The organism is Actinoplanes sp. NBRC 103695 (assembly GCF_030269485.1).
Taxonomy (GTDB): Bacteria; Actinomycetota; Actinomycetes; order Mycobacteriales; family Micromonosporaceae; genus Actinoplanes.
Window position 1 is genome coordinate 31,586 of record NZ_BSTL01000036.1, and the last position, 26,621, is coordinate 58,206.

At 71.2% G+C, this 26,621-nt stretch carries 27 protein-coding genes; 20 read left to right on the plus strand and 7 right to left on the minus strand.

Annotation, left to right across the window (positions count from 1 at the left end; all coding sequences use genetic code 11):
- The first annotated feature begins 36 nt into the window (after window positions 1–36).
- Genes QSK31_RS41605 through QSK31_RS41625 form a run of 5 tightly spaced genes read left to right on the plus strand, consistent with a single transcriptional unit; the run spans window position 37 to window position 4,408 of the window.
- A complete protein-coding gene (locus QSK31_RS41605; protein WP_285690394.1) occupies window positions 37–633 on the plus strand; it encodes a DJ-1/PfpI family protein in 597 nt (198 codons plus the stop codon).
- On the plus strand, window positions 630–1,595 hold the full coding sequence (locus QSK31_RS41610) for an ABC transporter substrate-binding protein (RefSeq protein WP_285690395.1): 966 nt from the start codon (window positions 630–632) through the stop codon (window positions 1,593–1,595). Before QSK31_RS41605 ends, QSK31_RS41610 begins: the two co-directional genes overlap by 4 nt.
- A complete protein-coding gene (locus tag QSK31_RS41615; protein WP_285690396.1) occupies window positions 1,592–2,662 on the plus strand; it encodes a FecCD family ABC transporter permease in 1,071 nt (356 codons plus the stop codon). The genes QSK31_RS41610 and QSK31_RS41615 overlap by 4 nt, the downstream gene beginning before the upstream one ends.
- On the plus strand, window positions 2,659–3,438 hold the full coding sequence (locus tag QSK31_RS41620) for an ABC transporter ATP-binding protein (protein ID WP_285690398.1): 780 nt from the start codon (window positions 2,659–2,661) through the stop codon (window positions 3,436–3,438). The genes QSK31_RS41615 and QSK31_RS41620 overlap by 4 nt, the downstream gene beginning before the upstream one ends.
- Window positions 3,428–4,408 carry a GlxA family transcriptional regulator gene (locus tag QSK31_RS41625; RefSeq protein ID WP_285690400.1) on the plus strand — a complete coding sequence of 327 codons (981 nt, stop codon included), beginning with the start codon at window positions 3,428–3,430 and terminating at the stop codon, window positions 4,406–4,408. The genes QSK31_RS41620 and QSK31_RS41625 overlap by 11 nt, the downstream gene beginning before the upstream one ends.
- 25 nt (window positions 4,409–4,433) lie before the next feature.
- Here QSK31_RS41625 and QSK31_RS41630 read toward each other — a convergent pair whose 3' ends face one another.
- The 3 genes from QSK31_RS41630 to QSK31_RS41640 are packed head-to-tail and all read right to left on the minus strand — an operon-like array spanning window position 4,434 to window position 6,433.
- Window positions 4,434–4,994, minus strand: coding sequence for a copper resistance CopC family protein (locus tag QSK31_RS41630; protein WP_502873102.1), 561 nt, complete (start codon window positions 4,992–4,994; stop codon window positions 4,434–4,436).
- Window positions 4,995–5,053: 59 nt separating this feature from the next.
- Complete coding sequence (locus QSK31_RS41635) at window positions 5,054–6,193, minus strand: Dyp-type peroxidase (protein ID WP_285690403.1); 1,140 nt, start codon at window positions 6,191–6,193, stop codon at window positions 5,054–5,056.
- A 51-nt stretch (window positions 6,194–6,244) separates the two neighbouring features.
- Window positions 6,245–6,433 carry a hypothetical protein gene (locus QSK31_RS41640; protein WP_285690405.1) on the minus strand — a complete coding sequence of 63 codons (189 nt, stop codon included), beginning with the start codon at window positions 6,431–6,433 and terminating at the stop codon, window positions 6,245–6,247.
- A gap of 248 nt (window positions 6,434–6,681) precedes the next feature.
- On the opposite strand from QSK31_RS41640, the gene QSK31_RS41645 reads away from it, so the two are divergent.
- Window positions 6,682–8,196: a PepSY-associated TM helix domain-containing protein gene (locus QSK31_RS41645; protein WP_285690406.1), complete on the plus strand. Its 1,515-nt coding sequence runs from the start codon at window positions 6,682–6,684 to the stop codon at window positions 8,194–8,196.
- Between the two features lie 98 nt (window positions 8,197–8,294).
- Here QSK31_RS41645 and QSK31_RS41650 read toward each other — a convergent pair whose 3' ends face one another.
- Window positions 8,295–9,038, minus strand: a complete 744-nt coding sequence (locus QSK31_RS41650) for a TSUP family transporter (RefSeq protein ID WP_285690408.1) — start codon at window positions 9,036–9,038, stop codon at window positions 8,295–8,297.
- A 261-nt stretch (window positions 9,039–9,299) separates the two neighbouring features.
- On the opposite strand from QSK31_RS41650, the gene QSK31_RS41655 reads away from it, so the two are divergent.
- Complete coding sequence (locus QSK31_RS41655) at window positions 9,300–12,293, plus strand: AfsR/SARP family transcriptional regulator (RefSeq protein ID WP_285690410.1); 2,994 nt, start codon at window positions 9,300–9,302, stop codon at window positions 12,291–12,293.
- A 10-nt stretch (window positions 12,294–12,303) separates the two neighbouring features.
- On the opposite strand, the gene QSK31_RS41660 is transcribed toward QSK31_RS41655, so the two are convergent.
- Window positions 12,304–12,498 (minus strand): hypothetical protein, encoded by a 195-nt coding sequence (locus QSK31_RS41660; protein WP_285690412.1) that lies wholly within the window; start codon window positions 12,496–12,498, stop codon window positions 12,304–12,306.
- A gap of 173 nt (window positions 12,499–12,671) precedes the next feature.
- Between QSK31_RS41660 and QSK31_RS41665 the strand changes: the two genes are divergently transcribed.
- The 13 genes from QSK31_RS41665 to QSK31_RS41725 all read left to right on the plus strand — a co-directional run bounded on the left by QSK31_RS41665 (window position 12,672) and on the right by QSK31_RS41725 (window position 24,700).
- Complete coding sequence (locus tag QSK31_RS41665) at window positions 12,672–12,815, plus strand: hypothetical protein (RefSeq protein ID WP_285690414.1); 144 nt, start codon at window positions 12,672–12,674, stop codon at window positions 12,813–12,815.
- 81 nt (window positions 12,816–12,896) lie between these two features.
- Window positions 12,897–13,643, plus strand: a complete 747-nt coding sequence (locus QSK31_RS41670) for a hypothetical protein (RefSeq protein ID WP_285690415.1) — start codon at window positions 12,897–12,899, stop codon at window positions 13,641–13,643.
- Window positions 13,640–14,344: a hypothetical protein gene (locus QSK31_RS41675; RefSeq protein ID WP_285690416.1), complete on the plus strand. Its 705-nt coding sequence runs from the start codon at window positions 13,640–13,642 to the stop codon at window positions 14,342–14,344. Before QSK31_RS41670 ends, QSK31_RS41675 begins: the two co-directional genes overlap by 4 nt.
- Complete coding sequence (locus tag QSK31_RS41680) at window positions 14,341–15,582, plus strand: MFS transporter (RefSeq protein ID WP_285690417.1); 1,242 nt, start codon at window positions 14,341–14,343, stop codon at window positions 15,580–15,582. Before QSK31_RS41675 ends, QSK31_RS41680 begins: the two co-directional genes overlap by 4 nt.
- On the plus strand, window positions 15,579–16,697 hold the full coding sequence (locus tag QSK31_RS41685) for an insulinase family protein (RefSeq protein WP_285690418.1): 1,119 nt from the start codon (window positions 15,579–15,581) through the stop codon (window positions 16,695–16,697). The genes QSK31_RS41680 and QSK31_RS41685 overlap by 4 nt, the downstream gene beginning before the upstream one ends.
- Window positions 16,694–17,839: a peptidase M16 family protein gene (locus QSK31_RS41690; RefSeq protein WP_285690419.1), complete on the plus strand. Its 1,146-nt coding sequence runs from the start codon at window positions 16,694–16,696 to the stop codon at window positions 17,837–17,839. Before QSK31_RS41685 ends, QSK31_RS41690 begins: the two co-directional genes overlap by 4 nt.
- Window positions 17,836–19,044, plus strand: coding sequence for a cytochrome P450 family protein (locus tag QSK31_RS41695; RefSeq protein WP_285690420.1), 1,209 nt, complete (start codon window positions 17,836–17,838; stop codon window positions 19,042–19,044). Before QSK31_RS41690 ends, QSK31_RS41695 begins: the two co-directional genes overlap by 4 nt.
- A gap of 435 nt (window positions 19,045–19,479) precedes the next feature.
- On the plus strand, window positions 19,480–20,889 hold the full coding sequence (locus QSK31_RS41700) for a sensor histidine kinase (RefSeq protein ID WP_285690421.1): 1,410 nt from the start codon (window positions 19,480–19,482) through the stop codon (window positions 20,887–20,889).
- A 34-nt stretch (window positions 20,890–20,923) separates the two neighbouring features.
- Window positions 20,924–21,355, plus strand: a complete 432-nt coding sequence (locus QSK31_RS41705) for a roadblock/LC7 domain-containing protein (protein WP_285690422.1) — start codon at window positions 20,924–20,926, stop codon at window positions 21,353–21,355.
- On the plus strand, window positions 21,352–21,729 hold the full coding sequence (locus QSK31_RS41710; RefSeq protein WP_285690423.1) for a DUF742 domain-containing protein: 378 nt from the start codon (window positions 21,352–21,354) through the stop codon (window positions 21,727–21,729). The genes QSK31_RS41705 and QSK31_RS41710 overlap by 4 nt, the downstream gene beginning before the upstream one ends.
- Entirely contained in the window at window positions 21,707–22,393 is a 687-nt protein-coding gene (locus tag QSK31_RS41715) for a GTP-binding protein (RefSeq protein WP_285690424.1), read from the plus strand. The genes QSK31_RS41710 and QSK31_RS41715 overlap by 23 nt, the downstream gene beginning before the upstream one ends.
- Window positions 22,362–22,844 carry a GAF domain-containing protein gene (locus tag QSK31_RS41720; protein WP_285690425.1) on the plus strand — a complete coding sequence of 161 codons (483 nt, stop codon included), beginning with the start codon at window positions 22,362–22,364 and terminating at the stop codon, window positions 22,842–22,844. The genes QSK31_RS41715 and QSK31_RS41720 overlap by 32 nt, the downstream gene beginning before the upstream one ends.
- Before the next feature lie 233 nt (window positions 22,845–23,077).
- Window positions 23,078–24,700, plus strand: coding sequence for an acyl-CoA dehydrogenase family protein (locus QSK31_RS41725; protein ID WP_285690426.1), 1,623 nt, complete (start codon window positions 23,078–23,080; stop codon window positions 24,698–24,700).
- A 209-nt stretch (window positions 24,701–24,909) separates the two neighbouring features.
- Here the strand turns inward: QSK31_RS41725 and QSK31_RS41730 are convergent, their stop codons facing one another.
- Entirely contained in the window at window positions 24,910–25,980 is a 1,071-nt protein-coding gene (locus tag QSK31_RS41730) for an HAD-IIIC family phosphatase (RefSeq protein ID WP_285690427.1), read from the minus strand.
- Entirely contained in the window at window positions 25,977–26,240 is a 264-nt protein-coding gene (locus QSK31_RS41735; protein WP_285690429.1) for an acyl carrier protein, read from the minus strand. The genes QSK31_RS41730 and QSK31_RS41735 overlap by 4 nt, the downstream gene beginning before the upstream one ends.
- Window positions 26,241–26,621: the final 381 nt, after the last annotated feature.

Genomic DNA, 26,621 nt, shown 5'->3' on the forward strand with positions numbered 1-26,621 from the left:
GCCTCAGCGGCGTCCGGTGGCAGGCCTGGAGGTGTGGTGCGGATCGACGTGGTGGTCTTCGACGGTGTGGACGACCTGGATGTGACCGGCCCGTTCGGGACCTGGTCGATGGCCCGGCGGATCGGGACGGACGTCACGGTGCGGCTGGTGGCGCTGGATCCGGCGGCGCCGGTGACCACGATCGGCGGGTTGCGGCTGGCGCCGGTCGAGGCGTGGGCGCCGGAGCGGGCCGACGTCGTGTTCGTGCCCGGCGGCGGGTTCGGGTCGACGGGCGCGGGCGTGGCGGCGGAACTCGACTCCGGGCGGATCGCGGCGGCGCTGCGGCAGGCCGTACGCCCGGATCTGGTCCTGTCGTCGGTCTGCACCGGAGCGATGCTGCTGGCGGCGGCCGGCGTGCTCGCCGGCCGGCCGTGCACGACGCATCACCGCGCGGTCGAGGCGCTGGCGCGGGCCGGTGGGAAGCCGGTGGACGCGCGGGTCGTCGACGACGGCGATGTCGTCACGTCCGCCGGGATCACGTCCGGCATCGACCTGGCGTTGTGGCTGCTGGAGCGGTTCTGCGGCGCGGAGGTCGCGACGCGGGTGGCAGAGGGCCTGGAGTACGAGCGGCAGGGCGAGGTGTGGCAGTCGTGAAGCGCGGACTCGGCGCCGCGATGCTGCTACTGGCCCTGACCGGGTGCGGCGGCACCGCGCCTGCCGCGTCCGAAGCGGGCGTCACCGTGACCGACTGCGCGGGTAAGAACGTGACATTCCCGCAGGCTCCGCGGCGGGTGGTCGTGCTCGACGGCTACGCCGCGCAGTCGATGGTCCGCCTCGGGCTGGGCGACCGGATCACCGCCGTAGGCTTCACCAAGCCGTTCTCGGTCGAGAAGGGCCCGATCAAGGCCGAGCTGGCCCGGCTGACCGTGCTGACGGCCGACTCGATGCCCACCACCGAACTGGTCGCGGCGCAGCGGCCCGACCTGGTGCTCACCTCGGCGTCCACCTTCGGCGGTGCGCCGGGCAGCCCGAAGGAGTCCGACCTGTCCACTATGGACGCGAAAGGGCTCGCCGCCTGCGTCCCAGGCGGGCCGCTGACCACACTCGCGCCTACCTACGACTTCCTGCTGCGGATCGGCAAGGTGTTCCGGGTCGAGACTCGCGCCGAGCAACTCGTCGCCGAACTGAAGACACGGGAGCAGGCGGTGACCGCGAAGGCCGGCGCCGGGCCGAAGCCCACGGTGCTGATCCTGCCGGACAATCCGGTGGCGGGGCAGCCCGTGCCGACATCCAGCCCGTCGACCATCCCCAGCGCCGTGGTCACCGCGGCCGGTGGGCAGAACGTGTTCGCCGACGTCACCGGCACCCGCGTGCAGGTGTCGCCGGAGAAGATCGTCGAACGCGACCCGCAAATCATCGTGGTGGTCACCGACTACAGCTTCGCCAAGCTCAAAGGCCAGGCGCTGGTGGATTCCATCCGCGCCAACCCGTTGCTGGCCAACACCTCCGCCGTCAGGAGCGGCCGGGTGCTGTCCGTGTCTCAGTACCTGACGCAGTTCCCCAGCCCGCTCAACGTCGACGCGCTCGAGCAGGTCGCGGCCGGGCTGCATCCGTGAGCGTCGCAGCCGTCCGGGTCCGCCGGAGTCTCGAGGCGGCTACCGTGCCGTACCCCATGATTCTCGGCGTGCTGGGCGCGGCCGTCGTGGTGTCGGTGGTGGTGGCGACCGGCATCGGACCGGTGCGGATCGCGGCCGGCGAGGTGACCTCGATTCTGCTGCACCATCTCGGTGGTGGCGGCGACACCGCGGCGAACGCCGACCTGATCGTGTGGCGGCTGCGGTTCCCGCGGGTGTTGCTCGGCGCGGTGGTCGGCGCCGGGCTGGCGCTGGCCGGGGCGGTAGTGCAGAGCGTGGTCCGCAACCCGGTCGCCGACCCGTACCTGCTCGGCCTCTCCTCCGGCGCGTCGGTCGGGGCCGTCGCGGTGATCACCACCGGTGTGAGTGCGCTCGGCGCGATGACGCTGCCGGTGGCGGCTTTCGCCGGGGCCGCCGCGGCGATGGCCGTGGTGCTGTTGCTGGCCCGGCACCGGGGCCGGCTGCTGCCGTTGCGGCTGATCCTGGTCGGGGTGACCTGCGGGCACCTGCTCGGCGGGGTGACGTCGTTCATGCTGGCCCGCGCGGAGAACTCGTCGGCGCAGCAGCAGATCATCTTCTGGCTGCTCGGAGCATTGTCGGGCGCCAACTGGAGCGTGCTCGGCGCGCCGTCCGCGGTCGTGGTCGCCGGGTGTTTCTGGCTGCTCCTGCGAGCCCGGCGGCTCAACGTACTCGTGCTCGGCGACGAGGCCTCGGCCGGGCTGGGCGTCAACGCCAGCCGGCTGCGGCTGGAACTGCTGCTCGTGACGACGCTGCTGGTCGGTACGGTGGTGGCGGTGTCCGGCGGGATCGGTTTCGTCGGGCTGATCGTCGCGCACCTGGCCCGGATGCTGGTCGGCGCCGACCACCGCCGGATGCTGCCCGTGACGGCGTTGCTCGGCGCACTGTTCCTGGTGTGGGCGGACGTCGCCGCCCGCATGCTCATCACGCCGACCGAACTGCCCATCGGCATCCTCACCGCGTTCATCGGAGTGCCGTTCTTCCTGCTCGTGATGCACGCCCGAGGCCTGGCCGCGGAGGGATCGCCGTGACCCTGAACGTGGAGCGGGTCTCGGTCGCCCTCGGCGGGACGACGGTGCTCGGCCAGGTGTCGATGACCGTCCCGGACGGCGGTTTCACGGCGCTGCTCGGCCCGAACGGCAGCGGCAAGTCCACTCTGCTCCGCACGGTCTACCGCGCGCGGCGTCCCGACTCCGGGCGGGTGCTGGTCGACGGCACGGACATCTGGGCGATGCCGGCGGCGTGGGCGGCCCGGCGCACCGGAGTGCTGGCGCAGGAGCACCACTCCGGCTTCGAGTTCACCGTCACCGAAACCGTGACGATGGGGCGTACCCCGCATCTGAAAGGCCTGGACCGGCTCTCCCGCAAGGACCACGACGTGGTGGGCCAGGCCCTGGAGCAGACCGGCCTCACCCGCTTCGCCACCCGCCGCGTCGGCGAGCTCTCCGGCGGCGAGCGGCAGCGCGTGCTGCTGGCCCGCGCACTCGCCCAGCAGCCCCGGATGCTCGTGCTCGACGAGCCGACAAACCATTTGGATGTACGCCATCAGCTGGAGATCCTGGAGCTCGTGCGCGGGCTCGGGGTGACCGTGGTCGCCGCCCTGCACGGCCTCGACCTGGCCGCCCGCTACGCCGACACGGTCGTGGTCCTGCAGGAGGGGAGGATCGTCGCGGACGGATCACCGTCCACTGTGCTCACCGGCGATCTGGTCCGTGATGTGTTCGAGGTGGCCGCGATCGTCGACAAGGCGGACGACGGCCTGCTGCGGGTCACCACCCGGCCCCTGAGGAGCGGCCGTGTCCGGTGAGCCGCACGTCGTCGCGGTCCTCGCCCTCGACGGCGTCGTCGGATTCGACCTCGCGATCCCGTGCCAGGTCTTCGGCAGCACCCGGCTCACCGGTGGCGGCTACCCCTATGAGGTCCGGGTGTGCGGCGTCCGCCCCGCCGTCAGCGCCGGCGCGTCGGGCAACACCTACTACCAGATCCAGTCGCCGTACGAACTGGAGGACGCCGTCGACGCCGACACGATCGTGGTCCCCGGCATCGCCATCCCCCGCCACGCCCCGGACGCGGTGCTGGAGGTCCTGCGGACGGCAGCCGCGCGGGGCGCCCGGACGGTGTCGATCTGCACCGGCGCGTTCGTGCTCGCCCAGGCCGGGCTGCTCGACGGCCACCGCGCCACCACCCACTGGGCTGCCGCCGATGAGCTCGGGCGGCGCTATCCGGACGTCGAGGTCGACGCGTCGTCGCTGTTCACCGGCGACGGCCGGGTGTTCACCTCCGCCGGGGTCGCGGCCGGCCTCGACCTCTGCCTGCACCTGGTCCGGCGCGACCACGGCGCCGCGGTCGCCGGCCGGACCGCCCGTGTCGTGGTCATGGCGCCCAGCCGCGAAGGCGGGCAGGCCCAGTTCATCGACCACGCGCCGGCCGGCACCGACGGATCGCTCGCCCCGACGCTGGCCTGGCTCGCCGAGCACGCGGCCTCACCAGTCACGGTTGCCGACATCGCCCGCCACGCCAATCTGAGCGTTCGCACGCTGACCCGCCGCTTCCGGGAGCAGACCGGCACCACGCCGACCGGCTGGCTGCACGAGCAGCGGCTGCACCTGGCCCGTCAGCTGCTCGAGACCACCGACCTGCCCATGCCCGCCGTCGCCGAGCGCAGCGGCCACGGCTCGGTGACCGCCCTGCGCGCCCACTTCCAGCGCGACCTCCAGACGAGCCCGGACCGCTACCGGCGCACCTTCGGCACCCCTCGAGCCCGCATCGAGCCGTGAACGGCGGATCGACCCGGCCGACGGCTCAACCCGCGGCAGCGGCTCGATCTCGGCCGGCCGCCCGCCTGCGCCCGGTCAGCCACAGGACCACAGCGACCACCGCGAGGGCCGCTCCCAGGCCGAGCAGCCCGATCAGCACCGGCGCCGGAATCCCGCCGCCGCTGCCTTCGCCGACCGGCGGCGGGGCCGCGACAGCCGAGGTCGCCGCAGCGGGCTGCGGCAGCGTCGGGTCGGCGAGAGTGAAGGTGTACGACCCCTGAACGGTGTGCCCGTCGACGGACACCACACGGTAGGCGACCGTGTAGCCGCCGTTGCCCAGCGGCTCGCTCAGCGTCACCGAGCCGATGTCGCCGTCGACGGACGGCTCGGCCGCAGCGACGCGCCGCCGGCCGGCGTCACTGATCGCGATCGTGGTGAAGTCCGGGTTCAATTTCTCGCTGAACACGAGCGTCACCGAGGCGGGCGCCTTGGTCAGCGTGGCGTCCTTGACCGGGTCCGCCGACACCAGGGTGGCGTGCGCCCACGCCGGGGTGCCGGGCAGCAGCACCACGAGCATCGCGGCCAGGGCGAGCAGAGCCTTCCTCACGCCAGCACCTGCCTTCCTCACGCCAGCACCTGCCTTCCTCACGCCAGCACCTGCCTTCCTCACGCCAGCACCTGCTCGCCGATCCAGCCGCCCTGCGCGCAGCCGGGCGGGACGGCGAAGACGGACGAGCCGATCGGCGTGATCCATTCGTTGAGCAGATCCTTGTCGGCGAGGCGCTTCTGGATCGGGATGTACTGCTTGACGACGTCACGCTGGAAGGCGGCGAAGATCAGGCCGGCGTCCGGCTGGCCCAAGGCGTTCGGCGCGCCGTCGTAGTTGTACGGCCGGCGCAGGATCTTCAGCTCCGGGTCCACGACGTGCGCGCGGGTGACGTGCGCGAAGTCGGGCATCGCCGGCAGCCCCGACGCGTCCAGGGCCGTGAAGTCGGGCTCGTCGTGCTCACCCGTCCCGCTCAGCGGCGCACCGGAGTCCATCTTGCGGCCCACCGACAGCTCCTTGTCGGTGACCGACAGCAGGTCCCACTTCTCGATCTCCGCCCGGATCCGCCGCACCACGGCGGTCGTCGACCCGTCCGGGTTCCACACCGCCGTGTCCATCACCGCGCCGCGCGGGTTGGCGGTGCCGTCGAGCTGGCCGAGCACGTTGCGCTGGGTGTGCTCGGGTGCCTGCACGCCGGGGCTGCGCCGGAACCCGGTCTGCACCCAGCGCACCGCGCCGAACGGGCGGGCGTCCTTGATCAGCATCCGCTGGGCGTGTGCCACGGTCAGCGGATCGTCGGCGCAGATCTGCAGCAGCAGGTCACCGCCGGACCACCGCTTCTCCAGCCGGTCGATGGTGAAGGCGGGCAGGTCGGCGACCGGCGACTTCACGCCGGCCCGCGCGTAGAGACCAGGCCCGAACCCGAACGTGACGGTCAGCCGGGCGGGCAGCACGGCCAGCTGCGCGTCGGTGTCGCCCAGCGCGGGCATGCCCTGGGTCAGCCGCGCCGCGTCGTCGGTGAGCAGTCGCATCATCCGGCCCAGCCCGCGCCGGTCGGTGCCCGCGGCGAGCGTCAGCGCGACGAACGAGGCGTGCGCCGGCGGGTCCTGGGTGACCCCGGCCTGCCTCGGCCCGAAGAACGGCACCATGGCCGTACCCGTGTCGTCGGGGTTGGCGGCCGCCGCCGGCGCACTCAGCGCGCCAGCCGCGCCGAGGCCCGCGACGGCGCCTCCGGCGAGCAACCCACGCCGCGTCGTCATGACGTCACCATCGGACGGGGTGAGGTCGATCTGACCTGATCGCGCGCGAGCTCATCGGTACGCATGTGATCCGTTCTCCCGGAAGGTCTGGCCCTCGTTGGTCGCGCCCGGTGCCGGGGAAGTTCCCGGCCCGGCCGGCTTTTCGGCCGGCCGTCGGCGGTTGAGGTGGACGACCAGCAGACAGCCGAGCAGCAGCAGGCCACGGGTGGCGAGGCGGGCAACGCCGACCCGTCCCGCCATCAGGTCGGCGACGGTGAGCGTGGCGAGCAGCCAGCCCCCAGCGTGCGGTGTCGAGCCGTCGCGGTGCCCGCTCGTCCGGGCCGACCAGGCGCAACGGCGGCCGCGGATCGGTCTTCATGCTCGGATAGTCGCTCCGCCCTCCGTCCTGGTTCCGGCCGCGAGTCTGAGAACTTCCCGGGAACTAATCCGTCGCCGGTGGCGACCGATAGATCGGTCACGCCGTCTCAGCATCGGATCGAGGAGTTTCCATGTCCGCCGAAGCGCCGCCCACCGACGCCCCGCCGGCCGCCCGTGCCCGGTCCGCCAAGTCCGCGAAGAGCATCGGACCGTTACTGCTGCGCGTGCACTTCTACGCCGGCATCCTGGTCGCCCCGTTCCTCCTGGTCGCCGCGCTGACCGGTCTGGCGTACGCGTTCACCCCGCAGATGGAACGGGCCTACTACGCCGACGAGTTCGTGGTCTCTTCTCCCGGCGGCACGGTCAAGCCACTGTCCGAGCAGCTCACGGCGGCCCGGGCCACCCATCCCGAGGGCGCGATCACGGCGATCCGCCCAGGAGGTGGCGAGAAGACCACCCAGATCGACTTCACCTCACCCGAGCTCGACGAGGAACACGCCCACACGGTGTACGTGAACCCCTACAACGCCCAGGTCACCGGACAGCTCACCACCTGGTGGGGCTCATCCCCGCTGCGGACCTGGTTCGACGACCTGCACACCAACCTCAACCTCGGGACCGTCGGCTTCTTCTACTCCGAGCTCGCCGCGAGCTGGCTGTGGGTCATCGCCCTGGGCGGCGTCATCCTGTGGTTCCGCAGGCAGCGGGGCAAGCGGATGCTGCGTCCCGACCTCAAGGCCGGGCGCGGGGTACGGCGCACCCGCAGCTTCCACGCCTCCACCGGCCTGTGGCTGTCGATCGGTCTGCTGTTTCTGTCGGCCACCGGCTTGACCTGGTCTGACTACGCCGGGGTCAACTTCGGCAACGCCGTCGACGCCCTGCACGGCAGCCGCCCGGCCGTCAGCACCGAGCTCGCCGGCGCGACACCGGCCGCTACCGGTGGCGGGCACCACGGCGGTGGCGCCGCACCCGCCGAGGGCACCCCGGCCGACCTCACCCAGATCGACGAGGTCTGGCAGGTCGCCGAGGCCAACGGCATCACCGGCAGCCCCGCCATCACCGTCCCGGCCGACAACCAGACCGCCTGGAACATCACCGAGATGGGCGCCCTCTGGCCCATGGACCGCGACGGCATCGCGGTCGACGGCGCCACCGGCCAGGTCACCGACCGCATCGACTACGCGGACTGGCCGGTCATGGCCAAGCTGACCCAGATCGGCATCTACGCCCACATGGGCGACCTCTTCGGCCTGCCCAACCAGCTCCTGCTCGCCGCCCTCGCGATCGGCCTGATCACGGTCATCATCTGGGGCTACCGCATGTGGTGGCAGCGCCGCCCCACCCGCAACGGCACCCGGGCGATCGTCGGCGCCCCGCCGGTCGGCCCCGGCGCCTGGCAGCAGCTGCCCGCCTGGGCCATCATCGCCGGCGTCCCGGTCATCCTCGCGATCGGCTACTTCCTGCCGGTCCTCGGCGTCTCACTGGTCGCCTTCCTGGCCATCGACCTGCTCCTCGGCGCGGTCCGCAACCGCCGCCGCACGACGACCATCCCGGTCTCCCCCGCCCCGGCAGGAACGCGGATCGAGGACAAGAAGCCGGTCGCGGCACCCCAAGGCGAGAGCAGGCAGGGCGCGGACGCGACCTGAGCACGGCAGGAGGCCATCTCCCATACGGTCAGATCTCGTACCGTCGCCGCCAGGCCGTCCCCGCCGCCGTCCCCGCCGCCGTCTTCGCCGGAGCCGCCCTACGGCAGGGGTGCTGCCTGGACGAGGTAGAGGCAGGCGAGGGTGGTGGCGAGGCCGCCGAGCAGGATCCGCAGGGCTCGTTCGGGTATTCGCCGTTGGAGGTGGGCGCCGAGGTAGCCGCCGATCAGGCCGCCGGCGCCGCAGAGCACGCCGAGAGTCCAGTGCGGTGCGATGTCGCCGCTGGTGGTCAGAGCGAGCACGCCGTAGGTTGCGGCGCCGACCGTCGAGGTGACGAAGGTGCAGGCCAAGGCGGCAGGCGCGATCATGGTCATCGGGGTGCCGCGGCCGGCGAGGATCGGGCCGAGCAGCGAACCGCCGCCGATGCCGTAGACGCCGCCGAGCGTCCCGACGGCGGCGCCGAGGGCAAGGACGGTGCGCCATGGCAATGGTGGCCGCTCAGCGGCACCGCCTCGCGCGGCGCGGGCCAGGAGCCAGAGCCCTAGCGGGAGCAGCACGAGGGCCACCACGAGCCGGAAGACGCGGGGTCCGGGGATGGCGAAGACGCGGATGCAGGCGCCGACGACGATGCCGGGCAGGGTGCCGGCCAGCAGCAGCCGGGCGAGTGGTCCGGTGAGGCCGCGTTTCAAGGTCGCGCACAACTCGGTGGCCGGTTTCGGGCCGGTCTGGTAAAACGTGCGGGCTACTGGGTCGGTGAATACGATGTGCATGAGGTTGTGCGAGTGTGCCCAGCCGTGGAACAGCGCGTGCCCGATCGGGTTGGACGCCAGCACGTCGAAGGCCATGTGTACACACAGCCGGGTTGTCCGGCCAGGGGGACATCAATTGCAGCAGGCTGGGATCGACGCGGTCGCTGACGGCCGCCGACCGGTTCTGCCCGCATGCTAGGTCCCGTCCCCCCGCGAGAGCTGGAGCAGGTGTCTACCGCAGGGTGACGACCCCCATGGACACCGTGGTTCACCCTGACAGGAAGCACGCACACTTGTCCGCCGTCGACGCTGCTCCTGGGCATCGGCACGACCCGGGGGAGAACGGAATGCTGAGGGATGTCAGACGACAAGGGCGTCGGGTTCCTGCTTCTCGGGCCGGTACGGGTGCGGCGGCGGGACGGTGCGCTGGTGGACGTGGGGCCACCCAAGCAGCAGGCCATGCTGGCCACGCTCGCGCTGGTGCCCGATCAGGCCGTGTCCATGGCCCGGCTGGTCGACGCCCTGTGGGGCACGGAGTTGCCGGCGACGGCCGCGGCCACGGTCCGCACGTACGCGTGGCGGTTGCGCGGGCTGCTCGCCAGAGCGGGCGCGACCCAAGACGTCCTGGTCTTTGAGGGGGACGGATACCGGCTGGCGGTCGATCCGCTGGCGGTGGACGTCTCCAAAGCGGAGCATCTCGCCGCGGAGGCCCGCAGCGCCCTCGCGGCGGAGGAGTTGCACGTCGCCCGGCAGTCGCTGGCCGATGCGCTCGCGTTGTGGGCGGGTGAGCCGCTCGCCGGGGTGCCCGGCCCGTTCGCGGAGCGCAGCCGCAACCGTCTGACCGAACTGCGGGCCGCCTTGACCGAGCAGTACGCCGAGACAGCCCTCCGCCTCGGCCACCACCAGGAGGCGCAGCTCCGGCTGATCGAGGTCGTCGCGGAGCACCCGGTGCGTGAGCGCCCCTACGTGCTGCTGATGCGGGCCCTGTACGGCATGGGCCGGCAGGTGGACGCCCTGGAGGTCTTCCACGACGCCCGTCGTCTGTTGGTCGAGACGCACGGCGTCGAGCCGGGGGCGGAGCTGACCGGCACTCACGAGCGCATCCTTCGCGGTGACGTCAGCCTGCTTCCGGCCGCGCCCCGGCCGGATGGGCAGGTCCTGCCGCCGGGCACGCCACGCGAGCATGCCGGCCAGTGGCTGCCGGTACCCGCGCAACTGCCGCCGGACCTGCCGGACTTCGTCGGTCGTGCCGAGCAGACGGCGGCGTTGGAGGCGGTGCTCACGGTGGCGGACCGTACGTCGCCCGCGGTCCTGGCGATCATCGGCATGAGCGGCGTCGGCAAGACCAGCCTCGCGGTGCACCTGGCACACCGGGTGCGTGAGCACTATCCGGACGGTCAGCTGTACGTCGATCTGAGCGAACCGGACGGCTCGGGCCGGCCGATGACCGGCGCCGACCTGCTCGGGGTGCTGCTGGCGGCCCTCGGGGCGCCGGGCGAGCAGATCCCGGACAGCCCCTTCCAGCGACGGGGTCTGCTGCGCTCCCTGGTCGACACCCGCCGCCTTCTCGTTCTGCTGGACGACGTCGCCACCGCCGACCAGATCCGGGATGTGCTGCCCGGTACGCCGCGGTGCGCCGTCCTGATCACCAGCCGGTCGCGCCTGGACGAACTGCCGCTGTCCGCGCAGCTCACGCTGGAGCCGTTCGACGCCGAGGACGCGCTTACCCTGCTCCGTCGCCGGATCGGCGAGCAACGGGTGGCGGCCGAGCCGGACGATGCCGTCGCGCTTCTGAACGCCTGCGGCGGGCTGCCCCTGGCCGTGCGGATCGTTGCTTCCCGGCTCGCCTCACGTCCACAGCGGACGCTGCAGTCCATGGCCGAGCGGCTGGCGGACGGACGGCACCGGATCGACCAGTTACGGACCGGCTCGCTCGCCGTCGGCGCCGTGTTCGAGCTCGGCTACCGCCAGCTACCGAGACGGCAGGCGCAGGACTTTGTCCTGCTCGCGGCGGTCGCCGGCGCCGAGTTCGGCCTGCCGGAGGCGGCGGCCGTGCTGGATCTGGCGCCCCACGACGCGGAGCTGCGGATGGAGGGCCTGGTCGACGCGGCGATGCTGGCCGAGCAGTATCCGGGTCGTTTCCGCATCCATGCGCTTTTACACTCCTTCGCCCTGGGGCGGGAGGGTGACCCGGACGCAGAGCGGGCGGCGCTGGTCCGGCTGCTCTCGCTGCTGCTTGCTACGGCCCGCCGCGCCTTCGTGCTCGCCGTGCCGGGGGACTCCGCGCGCGACGTGTTCGGCCCGGACCTGCCGGGTGTGCCAGGGATGCATCTCGCCGACCTGCGCTCCGCGCGGGAGTGGGCCGCGCTGTCGGGTGACATCGTTGTCACGGCATGCGCGAAGGCCGGCGACCTCGGCAGCTCCGATGTGGTGCGGCTCGCGGTCGATCTCCTGATCGCGGTCGGCCCGTTCGCCGACGATCTGCGCCGTGACCGGCTGGCCTCGATCGCCCCGGCGCTGGCCGAAGCCGCGCTCCGGATGCGGGAACCCGCGCCCGGCACCCCCGGCCATCAGCGGATCCTCGGCCGCGCGTACTTCGTGTGCAGCACCATCGCGATGCGTCGGGGAAGGCCGGACGAGGTCGAGAGGTACGCACGCAGGGCTGTGGCCGCCTCGTCGACCGGTGACGATCCGGTGATCCTGCGCCAGGCGCTGAACGACCTCGGCCTGGTCGCCCAGCTCCGGCACGACTATCCGCTGGCAGTGTCCTGTTTCGGCCGGGCGGCCGCGCTCGCCCGGGACCTCGGCCAGCGGTCCGGCCAGGTGGCGAGCGAGGTGAACGCGGCGCTGGCCCGGCTGCGTGGCGGCGACCCGGACGCGGCGCTCGCCGGGTGCGTGGCCGCCCTCGCCTCGGCCCGGGAGATCGGGGACGACGCGGGGGTCAGCTACGCGCTCTACGTGCTCGGGCTGACCGGCCACGCCCGGGAGCGGTACGAGGCCGCCGTCGAGCATTTCACGGCGTGCGCCGAGGTGTGCCTGACGGCGGGTATCCGCCAGCGGGAGGCGCAGGCCCGTTACCGGCTGGCCGACTCGTTGCTGGCGCTCGGCCGCACCGGCGAGGCGCTCGCGCAGGCCGGGCAGGCGGTGCGGCGCTGCGCGGAACTGGGCGCCGAACGGGACCAGGCGAACGCCCTGCTCGTCCTCGGCCGGGTCCTGGCGGCGGACGGCCGGGCGGCGGACGCCGTGCACCCGCTCACCCAGGCCCGGGACCTGTACGCGTCGCTCGGCCTGCCGGAGGAGGCCGAGGCCGCCCGGGTCGCGGACACGGTCTCGGCGGCCGCTCGCCGGTAGACCGCCGGGCTCACATGCCTGGGCCTGGTACGCCGGACGTGGTGTTGTTCCAGTTCGGATCGGGTGGATCGGCCAGGATCACCTGTTCGCGGTGGTTCTGGGCGGGGGGTTGCCCGTCGAGGCCGGCGCCGAGGATCAGCGCCGTCACCGCGAGGAGGAACCACGTACGGAACCGGACCGTCTTGCCACTCCTGCTTCCTGCCACAGGACTGGATGGTACGAGAACCCGATCTACATCTGATCTACAGCGAGGATCATCGATGCGAGTCGGCGCAGAGCGGCAGAAGATCGACTGCCGTTAGCGTCGATCTCGTCGCCGCGGGATCGGCCGCACCGCTGGTCGACACGCCCCTTGTTGGACTACAGATGGAGCACAGGATGTCCGAGAACCTGGTGTCAGCGCAGGAGCTGCTGAAGGTCGAGGCGATCGTGGAGAACCTGCGGGAGCTCGACGCCACCGACGAGGGCCGCGAGGCGCTCGAGATGGCTCAGGCCGGCTTCACCCACCCCGACGACGTCTGACGGTCACCTGACCGAGGTCAGTCTCGTGTGATCCGAGGCCGGGGACGTTCGTCCCCGGCCTCGGCCCCCGACGGAGGCCGGATGACCACAGATCACACGGGTGTCCTGCTCGATCGCTTCGCCGAGCTCGGCCGCAGCGTCCGGGACACCTACGGCCCGCACTCGCAGGCCTCGGTGTTCGTGCTGTACGAGGAGCTGATCTCGCTGCGGACGGTGCTGACCGCCGAGCGCGGGCACGAACGGGTGTCCCAGCGCGTACGAGACCTGCGGGAACAGATCGCACGGGCGTACCTCGCCTCGGGCGGCGCCGCCCCGCCGCCCCGCCGGGAGATCATCTCCGTCGATCCCCCGCTGCTGCGGTTCGACCGGGAGATCTTCGAGCGGCGGTACAGCGGGGTGAGCGGGCGGGTGCTCGCGCAGACCATCGAGATCCGCGACCCGGAGACCCCGCTCGACCTGTTGCGGCCAGGCGCGTCGTACATGTTCGTCATCGACGAGATGGACCGGCTGCTGGTCTGGACGCGGCCGTTCGTACTGGCTGATCTGGTGTTCGGGCGTAATCGGGCCACCGTGGACGGTGTTCCGGTGGCGCATCCGATGCTCGTACCGGAGCGCCTGCTGGCGCGGGCCGCCGGGGAGATCGTGCTGATTGGCGCGAACCGGGTGTCCATGGTGGTTGCGAACACCAAGTCCGGCCACTTCCAGCCTCCGCGGGAATCCGTGACCGTGGTCCGCGAGGCCTGCCGCCGCCTCTTCCACCTGCCCGGCGAGGACGTGGACGTCTTCCATCTCTTCCCCGCCGCCGGAACCGAAAGGACGGTCCGATGACCCGCATCGTCGGCGTCGAGCACGAGAGCAAGTGGGCGCTGGACCACGACGTGGCGGCCGCCGATCCGCTGCGGTGGCTGGACTCGCCCACGGTCACCGGCGGCCTGACCGGCCTCTCCGAGCCGATGACCGCCACCCAGGGCGTCCTTTATCTCGACGACCGCGGGCGCAGCCTCACCACGGCCGGGCACTCCCTGCGTATCGCGGCCAACCAGGGACGGCTGGCCGGGATCGGCTGGATCGGGGTCAAGCAGACCCTGCTCTGGGAGGGGCGCAGGGACGCCCTGGAGATCTCCGAGCGGGTGGATCCGCAAGCCTTGTCCGCGGTGCTGGCGGCGGGAACGGCGCTCCCGCTCCGGCACATCCTCACGTACGGGCTGGTGAACGGCCCGTTGGAGACAGCGGGGATCACCAGCCAGCGCCGGATCAAACGGTTCGGCCGGCTGCCCGGCGACTTTCCGTGCGTCTTCAGCGTTGACCTGGTCGAGTTCCGGTTGCCCGCCGGCGGCATCGAGCCGATCGAACGGTACGCCTGCTTCGAGATCGAGGTGAATCAGTCCTCGCTGGCCTGCGTCCAGGCGCTGGACGAGTTCTGTGACGCCGTCGACGCGTGGCTCGACCGGCCACGCGAGTCCCGCACCAAGGCCCAGCTGGCCGTCGCGGCGGTGGACACGTACCGCGGCGAACTGCTCGTGCGATGAGCGGCCGGGCGGCCGTCGTACCGTCGCGCCCGCCGGATGAGCGCGGCGAACGGCTGGGACGGGATTTCTGGTGGTTGTGGGCGGGACAGTCGATCTCCAGTCTCGGCAACGCCGCGCAGTCGATCGCCATGCCGCTGTGGGTGCTTCAGGTGACCGGCTCGGCCGCTCTGACCGGGGTCGCGTTCGTCGTTCAGCTCCTGCCCCGGGTGGTCTTCTCGCCGTACGCCGGTGTCCTCGCCGACCGTTTCGACCGCCGGGGCCTGGCGGTCCTGCTCAACCTGCTCGCCGCCCTCGTCACCGCCGCGCTACTGCCGGTGCTGGGCACGCGGGACATCGCGCTCTACTACGTGCTGACCGTGGTGCTGGGCGCCCTGGGCGCGGTCAATTCGGCGGTGGTGCCCAGCCTGACCCCGGCGCTCGTCCCGGCGTCCCGGCTGACCTCGGCCAACGCCACCCAGGAGGTGACCACCGGCACGATCCTGGCTCTGGGCCCGCTGGTGGGCGCGGCGGTCGCGACCGGCTTGGGTTTCCGCGGGGCGGTCGCGGCTAACGCGGCCAGCTTCCTGCTCGCGGCGCTGCTGATCCTGCGGGTCCGCCGGCGGGACGCGCCCGCCCGGCCGGGACGACGTCCCGTGGCGATGCTGCGCGAGGGCCTGAGCGCCCTTCTCGGCGATCGTGTCCTGCGCACCGGGGTACTGGCGGAGGCGGCGCTGTTCCTCTTCCTCGGTGCCCTCCCACAGTTCGCGCTGTTGCTGGTCGGCGCCGGCGGGCGAATCGCCGAGGCGGGGTTGTTCTCCTCGGGAATGGGCGCCGGCTGGCTGGTGGCATCGGCCTCGGTGGCCCGTCGCCGTGCGAACCTGAACCCCACGGTCATGCTGGCCATCGGCGCGGCGACGGCGGCGCCGGTGGTCGGCGCGGTGGTGTGGTCGGCACACGCCGGGCCTGTCTGGGTTTTCCTCGGCGGCCTCCTGGCCGGGGCGCACAACCTGCTCTTCGCGATGGCGCCCACGCTGCTGTGCCAGCAACGTGCCGCGTCCACCGTGCTGGGCCGGGTCATCGCCTTCCGCCGGTCCTTCCTGGTGCTGGCGCAGTGCGGCTCGCTCGGGCTGGCCACCGTGCTGTCGCCACATCTGGGAGTGGGCGCCGTGCTGGCCGGCGCAGGCGTCGCGGCGACCGTCGTCGCGCTGCCGATCGCGCTGGCCGCGCTCCGCCGGGCACGGGAGGCGGATTCCCGATGACCGATGTCGCACCCGTGGGCCTTCATCGATCCACGGCCGCGATCGTCGACCTGCCGTACGGCCACCGCGACGACCCGGTGGGCCGAGAAGGTTTGTCCGCGCTGGTCGCACGCTGGATCGCCGCCGGCGACCTGCCGCAACGGCTGGGCTGGCGCACCCGGCACCGGCTGGAGGCGTACGCGTCGTCCTTCTCGTATTGGACCGCCATGGGCGATCTTGACCTTCTGCCCGGCTACCTGAACTCGCGGCTCGATCCGCCGCCGGAGAGCCGGCTCGCGCAACTCAGGTCGGCGCAGTTGCGGCTGCTCCACAAGCGATCCGGCAACCTGTATCTCCGGATGCTGGACGCGGTGGACGAAGCGGCGCTGGGTCGCTCCGGCCCCGGAGCGCTGGGCGACGAGGACTCGATCGTCCGCATCACGACGTCCGACGTGGCCGGTCATCTGGCTCGCTGCCACGCCACCGGGATCGCCTTGCACCACGCGGGTGGAACACAGCCGGCACGCGGCCGGCGGATCGACGAGCGTACCGGCGGGCGGGCCTGGCGCGGTGGAGTGGTCGCCGTCCCGATGCCGGACGAGACGCGCACGCGGGTGGCGGTCCGGCTGCCGCTGCACGATGCCGCGCCCCCGGCCGGCGCGTTGCCGCTCGCGGTGGAGACGCTCGGCACCGGCGCCGAGGGCTTGCTGATCCGCCGACTGCGTCGGGAGCGCCCGCTCGCCTACGGCGTGGCGGCGATGAGCTGGGAGATGGCCGCGGCGCCGAGCATCGGCGGATACGCGTTGGTGAGTCCCGAGAGTGCGGCGGAGGCGGTGGAGGTGCTGCTCCTGAGCATACGGGAGGCAGTGTCGCAACCGCCGTCCGCGGAGCTCGCCGTCGCCGCCACGCGATGCCGCGCGCTGCTGCTCGCCCAGGTGGACCAGCCCTTCGGCGCCGTCGAGGAGCACCGCACCGTCGCTCGCGGCGGAACCTCCCTGGCCGATGTGGCGCGGGCCGTGGCGTACCGGGCGGCACACGGCCTGGACCTGCGGCTCGACGAGACGGCGCCGCCCGCCATCGCGATCACCGGAGAGGTACGCCCAGATCAGCTCGCCCGGATCGGATCACCGGCGTGACGGCCACCGAGTTCGTTGTCTCCGGGCTGTGCGTACGCCTTTCCGACCTGCCCGGGGCGCATACGGCGGGCGCCTGCCTGCGGGTTGCCGCCGGATCGAGCGCCGACCCGGTACACCTCTGGGGAACCGCCCACCTGACCGAGCACATCCGCATCGCCGCCGTCACCGGGTCCGGGCTGCACATCACCGGGCGTACCGAGAACACCGAGACCAGGTTCACCATGGCCGGGCTCGCCGAGCAGAGCGAGAGCATGGTCGGCGCGCTCACCCGCATCCTCGATCCGCGGAACACCATCGGCAGCACCGCTTTCGAGGCGGAGCGCGCCGCGGTGAACGTGGAGTCCCGCGCGGCGGCGGTCAACCCGCTGCTCCTGCTGGGCCCCGCGGCCGCCGAGGCGGCCCTGCCCGGCGAAGGTCTGGCGGACGCCCTCCGTGCCACCGTGGACACAGTGGGCCGGATCACGCCGGCGCACGTCGATGCCTTCACCGGCGAGCGCTACCGGCCCGGTGCCGCCGTCCTGACCTTCGCCGGACCGCTGCCGGACCCCGGAGCGCTGCTCGAGGTGATCGCCGAGGCGTTGCCGGCCTGCGCTGCCACTCCCCCGCCGCCGGCCCGTACGGACGCCGGCGTGCCTGCGCTCCGGCTCCCGGCCGAGCTGGACGGCCTGCTGGTCCTGACCGTGCCGGTCGCCGAACCGGCGCCGTTCTCCCGGTCGGTCGCCCGTGCGCTGGCCGCCGCGGCGCAGACGGAACTCGCGGTGATCGGGCGCACCACGGTCACCTCCGCCCGGCGCGAGGTCATCGTGCTCTGCTGGCGCGGCGACCGTCGCGCCGAGGACCTGCGAACCGCCGTGTCCGGCACGCTGGCCGCGGCCCGCCGGGGCGACGAAGCGATGGCCGACGCCTGGCGGAGTGGCGTCCTGCGTTCCTTCCAGGAACACGCCTTCGCCCGCGCGTCACCCCTCGGCCGTGCCCAGTCGGAGCTGCTGGATCCACCCCTGAACCCGGCAACCGCTCCGGACGGTCACGCCTCGGCGCTCCCTGGCGAGATGCGCCGTACTGCGGACCGGGCCCGTCTGTGGCGCGTGGCCGCCGGAAAGCTGCACCCCGAGACCGTCCCCCAGCTTGAGGAGAAGCCGTGAGCAGCGCAGCCGCCGCGCCCGCCGAGAACGTCGTCGACCTGTCCCGTGACGCCGACGCGCTCTACCGCAACCCGTACGAGGTCCTGGCGCGCCTCCGGAACCGGGCGCCGGTGCATTTCGTACGCCTCCCCGGCGGCAGCAGGCTGTGGCTGATCGTCGGCCATGAGGCCGGACATGCCGCGCTCACCGAGCCGACGATGAGCAAGGACTGGCTCCGGGTCACCGGGCGCGTCGGTCCGGGCGCGATCGGGACCAGCATGATCTCCAGCGATCCGCCGGACCACACGCGACTTCGCCGGCTGGTGTCCAAGCAGTTCACCGCCCGGCGGATCGCGGCCCTCGCCCCGCTCATCCGGTCGGTCACCGACGATCTCGTCGAGCGGATGGCACGGTCCGCCGGTCCACGGGACCTGATCGCGGAGTTCGCCTTCCCGCTGCCGGTCACCGTGATCTCTGAGCTCCTCGGCGTGCCTACGCTGGACCGGACGGCGTTCGCCGAGCTGTGCGCCGGCATCTTCGAGCCGTCCGCCGACGCCGACGCCGCCCGCGCGCACGTCGAGCAGATCAACGACTACTTCGACCGCCTGATCGCTCAGAAGCGCGAGAACCCCGGCGACGACCTGCTGAGCGCGCTGATCGCGGCGAGGGACTCCGAGGCCGGGCGGCTGAGCCACTCCGAGCTCCGGGCCACCACCTTCCTGCTGCTGGTGGCCGGGCACGCCACCACGACCAATCTTCTCGCCAACGGCACGCTCGCCCTGCTCGACCACCCGGAGCAACTGACCGCTCTGCGTGCGGACTGGGACCTGCTGCCGGGGGCCGTCGAGGAAATTCTCCGGTACGACGGCCCGCAGCCGTTGTCCACCAGGCGCTTCACCACCGAGCCGTGGCGCCCGCCCGGCTCGGACACCGTGATCGCCGCCGGCCAGACCGTGATGGTCGCCCTGGCCGCGACCAACCGCGACGCGGAGCGTTTCGTCCGTCCCGACGACTTCGACATCCGGCGTACCGGCGCCGCGCACCTCTCCTTCGGCCACGGCATCCATTACTGCCTGGGTGCGCCGCTGGCCCGCCTCCAGGTCGGCATCGCCCTGAGCGCCCTGCTGACCCGCTTCCCCGATCTCCGCCGAGCGCCCACCGAACTGCACTACCGCTCCACCCTGCTGACCCGCGCGCTCACCCGGCTCCCCGTCCTGCTTTGGTGAACGTTCCGGGATGGATCGACGCTCTTGGCGCCGATCTCGGCGGCTCGCGCGCTGCAATCGTCGTGTGCGAATAGAGAGCCGGACACGTCAACCCCCACCACGATCGTTCACATTCACGGACGGTCTCGGTGGGGGTTCACGATGTCGGCGATGTGTTCCTCAAGCTCGATCCGCTGCCGGCCGGGAGAGGCACCGGCGTGTCCCCGCCGCGCGGGCCTTCCTGGGCGAACGCACTACGCCAGCGCGACCATAACGTCGGCTCAGGTCGCTTGTCACGATTGATTCACCCATTCAGATGATGTGGATCAGAATCGAGGCAAGCCGATTCATCAGATCGATTACCAGCCAGTTCCGGCTTTGGTAACGCATCCTGCGCCGCTCTACAGTGAATGGCCTTCCCGGGATATCGCCGCATCACCAAGAACAAGGATGCTCATGCCCGCCACTCCTTTCTTGCTCGCCGGTGTCGCTGCCCTGGCCGCGTTCGGCTTCGCGGCCTGGACGGTCCGGCGGCGTACCGCGCCCGCCGTGACCCGGTCCGCTCTGGCCGAGGCGCGGTCGGAGCTGGCCGCCGCCCGCGCCGAGGTCGACGAACTAACCGAGCGGCTCCGGCAGGCTCCGGCGATACCGGCTGCCCGGGTGCCGGCCGACCACGCCGCCGGCCGGCATGTCGAGGTCTTCGTCAACCTGTCCCGGCGGCTCCAATCACTCGTGCACCGCGAGATCAAGCTGCTCGACGGGCTGGAGAACGAGGTCGAGGATCCCGATCTGCTGAAGGGCCTGTTCCAGGTCGACCACCTGGCGACCCGGATCCGGCGGCACGCGGAAAATCTAGCCGTGCTCGGCGGGTCGGTGTCGCGCCGGCAGTGGAGCCGGCCGGTGGCGCTGACCGAGGTGCTGCGGTCAGCGATCGCCGAGGTCGAGCACTATTCGCGGGTCAAGCTGGTTCCCCCGATCGACGGCACCCTGCCGGGGCACTCCGTCGCCAGCGTCATCCACCTGATCGCCGAGCTGATCGAGAACGCGACGATGTTCGCGCCACCACACACGCAGGTGCTGCTCCGGGCCCAGCAGGTGGCCGCCGGCACGGCGGTCGAGGTTGAGGATCGCGGGCTCGGCATGCAGCGCGCCGACCTCGACCGGGTCAACCAGTTGCTGATCAACCCGGACGACACCAACCTCGACGACCTGCTGCGGGACGGACGGATCGGGCTCTACGTGGTCTCGATGATCGCCCAGCAGCACGGGATCGTCGTGCAGCTGCAGACCAACATCTACGGCGGCACCCAAGCGGTGATCATCCTGCCACCGGTGCTGATCGGCTCGGCATCCCCAGCGGCACCGGCACCCGCGGCGGCACCGAGCCCGGCTCCGGGGGACGAGCAGCGGCCCCCGCTGGAGAGACGAGTTCCGCTGCAGCCGGCCCGACGAGCCCTTCCGGTACGGGACCGCTCGTCGAGCCGCGGCCAGGGAACCGCCGAGATCACCCGGCCGCCGGTCTGGCCGGCCGTGACGCCGCACGATCGCACGCCGGCTCCCACGGCACCGGCTCACGCCCTCGGCGGCGGCGGCGAGTTGCCACGCGCCGGTGGCCGCCGCGCCGGTCCCCGCCCGGACGCCACCGCGACCGTCACCCCGCACCACCAGCAGGCCGCGGCCACCCCGTCGCGGCCTGCGCTCCCTCGGCGCCGCAGCCAGACCCACATGGCGCCGCAACTGCAGCTCGGGCCGCCGCGCCCGGCGACGGAACCGGCCGGCGAACACCAGCCAGGCTTGATGGCGTCGTTCATGAACGGTGTCTCGCAGGGTGAAGCAGACGTACCCGAAGCCGGAAGTCATGGCTGACCACCGGCACGGATCTCAGAAGGGCCAAGCTCACATGTCGCTCACCGATTCCCCCCGCACGTCCCGAGACCTCGCCTGGTTGCTGTCCGGACTGGTCGACCGCGTTCCGGACACCCGGAGCGCACTGCTGCTGTCGTCGGACGGGTTGCGCAAGGCCGCGCACGGGCTGGACGACGACGGCGCGGATCACCTGGCCGCGGTCGCCTCCGGGCTGTTCTCGCTGGCTCGCAGTGCCGGGTCCCGGCTCGGCGGCGACGGGGTCCGCCAGGTCCTGGCCGAGCTGGACGACTGCCTTCTGTTCGTCTCGGCCGCCGGTTCCGGGGCGGTGCTCGCGGTGGTCGCCGGGAAAACGGCCGACCCGGGGGTGCTGGGCTATGAGATGGCGCAGATGGTCAAGAGCGTACGGCCGTATCTGTCGACGCCGGCCCGGCCGACGTCCGGCGTTCTGGACGTGCGCGGACGGTGAGCGTCCTGGACGTCGACGGCGGGCACTGGTTCGACGACGCCGCGGGCCGGCTGATCCGGCCGTACACGGTGAGCGACGGACGGACCGAACCGACCATCCGGATGGACCTGCTGTCAATGGTGATCGCCACCGGTCGCCAGCCGCAGGGTCAGCTCGGGCCGGACCACGCCCAAGCGCTCCGGCTCTGCCACGGCGTCACCACGGTCGCCGAGATCGCGGCGCGGCTGAAGCTGCCCGCCGTGGTCACCAAGATCCTTCTGTCCGATCTGGTCGACTGGGGCGTGGTCGATGCCCGCTCCCCGGACCCGCTGGCCGATTCCTCCAACCCGGCCGTACTGGAGATCATTCTCAATGCCCTCGAACGACGACTCTGACCAGTTCCCGTCCGCGCTCAAGCTCCTGATCGCGGGCGGCTTCGGCGTCGGCAAGACCACGTTTGTCGGAGCCGTGAGCGAGATCGAGCCGCTGCACACCGAGGAGCTGCTCACCACCGCCAGCGTGGGCACGGACCGGCTGACCGGCGTCGAGGGCAAGTCGAGGACCACTGTCGCGATGGACTTCGGCCGGATCACGATCAGCCAGAAGCACGTGCTCTACCTCTTCGGCACCCCCGGGCAGGAGCGCTTCTGGTTCATGTGGGACGAGCTGTCCAACGGCGCGGTCGGGGCGATCGTGCTGGCCGACACCCGCCGGCTGGAGGACTGCTTCCCGGCCGTCGACTTCTTCGAGTCCCGCGGCATCGGCTTCGTGATCGCGGTCAACGAGTTCGACGGCGCCTGCCGGTACGAGCTGGACGACATGCGCAGCGCACTCGACCTGAAGCCGGACGTCCCGATCGTGCACTGCGACGCACGCGATCAGCGATCCGCCACCGGCGTCCTGATCGGCTTGATCCACCACCTCCTGGCCTCCCGGCCTGACAATGATCGAGGAGAGTCCCGGCATGATCTACGACTTTTCCGGACACCATCCCCTCACCCCGGCGGATCTGGAACTGCCCGCTCGCATGCGCCGGCTGCACGAGCTCGGCCTCGGTGACGACGCGGATCCGCAGCTCGACGAGTTCGCCCGGCGGGTCGGCGACGTCACCCGGGCGCCACTGGCCATGGTCAACTTCGTCCAGACCGACCGGCAGTACCTGGGTGGGCTGTACGCCGGCACGGCCATCCCGGAGGCGATCCGGACCGCCTTGGCCGGTCGTACATTCACGCGCGAGCACGGGTACTGCCCGCACGTGGTCGTCCGGCGCAAGGCACTCGTGCTCGATGACGTCTGCGACTATCCCCGCTTCGCCAGCAACCCGGTGGTGGACGAGATCGGCATCCGCTCGTACCTGGGCGCTCCGATGATCGACCGGACCGGCGTCACGCTCGGCACGGTCTGCGTGGTCGATGTCGAACCACGTCCCTGGGGGCGCCCCGGGCTGGAGACGATCAAGGCGCTGGCTTCGGAGATGGTCGCGCAGATCCACGCTCGCGAGGCTGAGTAGCCCGAAGATCACCGGGCCGGGCAGCACTTCCACGGACAGCTGCCCGGCCCATTTCGTGACCCTAGGTAGCGGCTTGACCCCGTTGAGAAACCGAGGGGCCCGTTGTAGAGTTCGGTCGAATAGGCAAACTTAAGGCGGATCATTGATCAATTAGTTCCGCCTGCCGTGCAATTTGCACGAAGTCGCCGGCCGCCGCCGACGGTGATATCGAGTACCGATCCGTGGAGTGGACGATGAATGTCGAAGCCCTCGGTCACGACACTGTCTTCGGCACAGCGGCAGACGACCGGCCGGAGCCGTCATCGGCGACGCGGATGGTGGAATTTCTGCGCGCCTACTCCCGGAATTTCCTCAATTCCCGGCTGGTCGACGAGCGTCGTTCCCTGCCGCCGGCACTGACCTCGGATTTCGCCGATGCCGGGCTGCTCGGCCTGCAGATTCCGCAGAAATTCGGCGGCCAGGATCTGTCCCACACCGACATGAACCGGGTGTTTACCCAACTCGGGGCGATAGACGCCAATCTCGCCGTTTTCTGCGCGGTGCACAACACTCTCGGAACCGCACCGATCCAACAGTCGGCGGCCGAGGACGTCCGCAGCCGTGTGCTGCCCCGCCTGGCTACCGGACAGGCGTTGGCCACCAGCGCCATCAGCGAGCCCGGAATCGGTTCCCACCTGCGCGGGATGGCCACCAGCGCGACCCGCAACCCCGACGGCTCCTACACCATCAACGGCCGCAAGAAATGGATTTCGCTGGGCGGGGACGCCCGGTACGTCAACGTCTTCGCGCTCGTCCGGGACGACGACGGCCGGCCCCAAGGCATTACCGGCTTCCTGGTCGACAGCCGCACACCGGGTTTCGAGATCGGTCCGGAAATGCTGACCCTGGGGCTGCGCGGGGTACCCCAATACGATCTCCGCTTCCGCGAGCTCCGGGTGCCGGCCTCGGCCGTGCTGGGCGGCGAGGGAGACGGTCTCAGCACGGCCAAAGCGGCATTCATGGGCGGCCGGATCGTGCTCGCCGCAATGGCCGCGGGGGCGGCGATGCGCTCTCTTGAACTGGTCCAGAGATTCACCTCCGGCCGCGTGGTCGCCACCGGCTACCTGGCCGAGAACGGGCGCATACGTCAGTTGCTGGCCGGGGCCGGAGCCGCCGTCCAAGCGGTGGAAACGCTGATCGGGCGAATCGCGACCTGGCGGGACGCCGGCCACGACGTACCCGATGCCTGGTATTTCTGCGCGAAGATCCTCGGCTGCGAATTGGGCTGGAGCGCCATCGACGCGGCTCTTCAGGTATTGGGGGCTCGCGGGTTCCTCGACACCAATACGGTCGGTCAGCACTTCCGGGACTACCGGCTGTTCCGGATCTTCGAGGGTTCCACCGAGGCCCTCTCGGTCTACCTCGGCACCAAGCTGATCAAGAATCCCGGCGAGTTGGCGAAGCTGGTGCGGCCGGTGCAGCCGAACGCACGGGTGCTCGCGCAGGTCGACCGGGTCGTGGCACTCGCCGCCCGTCTCCCCGGCGACGACGCCGCCCAGCACATCCACGCGGCGATGATCGGCGAGCTGGCGTGCTGGGCCCTGCTGGCCGCGGTGACGAGCGACGCCGGGCACCGGTCGGCGATGCACGGCTACACCACGTCCTGGACCGAGGATCAGCTCAGGCGACGGCTGGACCACGCCCACCCGGGCGCATCGCGGGATCTGCCCACCGGGGCGGAGTTCGCGGCGTACGTGGCCGGCTGTGCCGACGCCATCGGTGAGGTCGACCAGCGACGCTGGCCCGGTGAGGAGTGGAGCGCCGACCCGCTGCTCCGCCGACGCGGCGGACCACAGCGCAGGGCATGTGAGCAGTAGTGCGCAGCCTCAGACTCCCGGATCGCGCAGGCCGTACCCGATCACGCGCATGCCGAAGGTCAACACCAGCGCCGGTCCGGGAGTCGATGTTGATGTCTTCTTCTCTGCACTCGTCGCCCTGCTCCGCGAAGACCACGGTGTAGGGCTTGACCGGCTCCCTTCCGAAGGTGAGGGAGATGCCACTACACCCGGCAGGCCCGCACGGAACGCTAGAACGGATCTCCTGCTGGAGTGCTGAACCCGCCCGTCTTCGCGGGCACGGTGACAGTCAGATAGTCCGGGTACGAGCGCGGTGGACGCGGCGGCAACACCAGGGTGCGTACGCCGTCAGCATCCGGGTCGCCGACGGGTTGCAGCCCGGCCAGCCGGTACACCTTGTACATGGGCGCGTTCACCTCGGTGGCGAGGAAATCAGCGGTCAGCTGGACCCCGTCCTCCGCGCACCGCCGTTCCAGATACGTCAGCATGGTTCCGCCGATGTTGCGGCCCATGACGCGGCAGGACATCAGGAACAACCGGATACGCCACTCCGACACACCGCGGGCGACCACGGCAAGACCGATCGTGCCGTACGAACCGAACCGATCCTGCAGTTCGGCGACCAGGACGAGGTGGTCAGGAGAATCGATCAGCCGCGCCAGCTCCTGGGGTGTGAAGGTCACGCCGGTGGTGTTGAGCTGGTGGGTGCGCTCGGTGAGTTCGGCGGCCCGCTCCAGGTGCTCGATCGTCGCCGTCGAGAGATCGACCCTCATGTCCAGGGAGCGGAGGAACTCCAGGCGCGGACCCTGAAAGGACTTCTCGAAATCGTTGCGTTGCTCGGCCTGCCGATACAGAGCACGCCGGTTGCGGCCGTCCGCGGTGATCGGGCGATTCAGGTCGGGCCGCCGCAGGAGCCCGGGCAGGTCTTCAGGGCCGGCGCAGCGGACCTGCGGATGACTGAACGACACCTCCGCCCGTTCGAACTCGGAGTCGTCGATGAACAGTACGGCGTCGAGTGCTACGTCGAGTCGTTGTGCGATCTCCGCCACCAGGTCCGACTTGGGCTGCCAAGAGATCTGCGGCGCCAGGAAGTAGTCGTGGAGGCCAAGCCGGGACAGCTCAGCGAGCGCCGGGCCCGAGGCATTCTTGCTCGCGACCGACTGGAGGATGCCACGCTGGTCGAGGGTCTCGATCGCTTCTCGGACCTCGGTGCTGAGCCGGACCCCGCGGCCCTCCGCCAGCGTCCCGGCCCAGACGGTGTCGTCGAGGTCCCAGATCACGCACTTGATCAGGCCGGTCATCGTCCGCTCTCCCCGAGCTTCCGTCTGACCAGCCGAACCATGGCTTCAGGCGTTTCGAAATTGTCGGGGTCGAGGTCCTCGTCGGATATCTCGACGCCGAACCGGTCCTCGATGAACGCGACGAGTTCGACGGTGGCCATCGAGTCGAGGAGCCCGTCGGTCATCAGCCGGGTGCCCTCCCCGAGCCGGTCGACGTCGCCGACGACCTTCCCGAGGAACTCCGTGAGCACACCTGAGATGTCGTCCTCTGCGGCGTTCATCGCGAACCTTCCTGTCGATCACATCGGCTTCGACGGGTCCTCAACGGCCCGGCTCGGGGCGGCGAGCGCGCACTTCGGCGACGAGAAAATTGCTTAGAGAACCTCGCGACGGTCGTTCTCATCGCGGATCTGGCAGCCTTCTGATCCCCAGCGATGCCGCAGAACCATCGTTTTTCGGCGAGCAGGAAACCGGTGTCACCTTAGGCAGGACCTTTCCCCTGCCAGTCACGCCCGTCCAGTTATCTCGTGGAACCGTGCGTCGGCACTGTAAACGACACCTTCCGGCGCGCAGAACACTCTCAATGCATCGACCGACGTATTTTCGCATGAGCACCGTCAAGCTGGCAACACGTTGCCGATAAGGCATCTCGGACACTCGAC

Coding starts and splice junctions, on each gene's coding strand:
- QSK31_RS41725 (WP_285690426.1), top strand. CDS start 23,078: ATGAATGTCGAAGCCCTCGGTCACGACACTGTCTTCGGCACAGCGGCA.
- QSK31_RS41705 (WP_285690422.1), top strand. CDS start 20,924: ATGTCGCTCACCGATTCCCCCCGCACGTCCCGAGACCTCGCCTGGTTG.
- QSK31_RS41685 (WP_285690418.1), top strand. CDS start 15,579: ATGACCGATGTCGCACCCGTGGGCCTTCATCGATCCACGGCCGCGATC.
- QSK31_RS41670 (WP_285690415.1), top strand. CDS start 12,897: ATGACCACAGATCACACGGGTGTCCTGCTCGATCGCTTCGCCGAGCTC.
- QSK31_RS41720 (WP_285690425.1), top strand. CDS start 22,362: ATGCGCCGGCTGCACGAGCTCGGCCTCGGTGACGACGCGGATCCGCAG.
- QSK31_RS41730 (WP_285690427.1), bottom strand. CDS start 25,980: ATGACCGGCCTGATCAAGTGCGTGATCTGGGACCTCGACGACACCGTC.
- QSK31_RS41645 (WP_285690406.1), top strand. CDS start 6,682: ATGTCCGCCGAAGCGCCGCCCACCGACGCCCCGCCGGCCGCCCGTGCC.
- QSK31_RS41675 (WP_285690416.1), top strand. CDS start 13,640: ATGACCCGCATCGTCGGCGTCGAGCACGAGAGCAAGTGGGCGCTGGAC.
- QSK31_RS41735 (WP_285690429.1), bottom strand. CDS start 26,240: ATGAACGCCGCAGAGGACGACATCTCAGGTGTGCTCACGGAGTTCCTC.
- QSK31_RS41665 (WP_285690414.1), top strand. CDS start 12,672: ATGTCCGAGAACCTGGTGTCAGCGCAGGAGCTGCTGAAGGTCGAGGCG.
- QSK31_RS41640 (WP_285690405.1), bottom strand. CDS start 6,433: ATGGCGGGACGGGTCGGCGTTGCCCGCCTCGCCACCCGTGGCCTGCTG.
- QSK31_RS41655 (WP_285690410.1), top strand. CDS start 9,300: ATGTCAGACGACAAGGGCGTCGGGTTCCTGCTTCTCGGGCCGGTACGG.
- QSK31_RS41635 (WP_285690403.1), bottom strand. CDS start 6,193: ATGACGACGCGGCGTGGGTTGCTCGCCGGAGGCGCCGTCGCGGGCCTC.
- QSK31_RS41680 (WP_285690417.1), top strand. CDS start 14,341: ATGAGCGGCCGGGCGGCCGTCGTACCGTCGCGCCCGCCGGATGAGCGC.
- QSK31_RS41700 (WP_285690421.1), top strand. CDS start 19,480: ATGCCCGCCACTCCTTTCTTGCTCGCCGGTGTCGCTGCCCTGGCCGCG.
- QSK31_RS41650 (WP_285690408.1), bottom strand. CDS start 9,038: ATGGCCTTCGACGTGCTGGCGTCCAACCCGATCGGGCACGCGCTGTTC.
- QSK31_RS41715 (WP_285690424.1), top strand. CDS start 21,707: ATGCCCTCGAACGACGACTCTGACCAGTTCCCGTCCGCGCTCAAGCTC.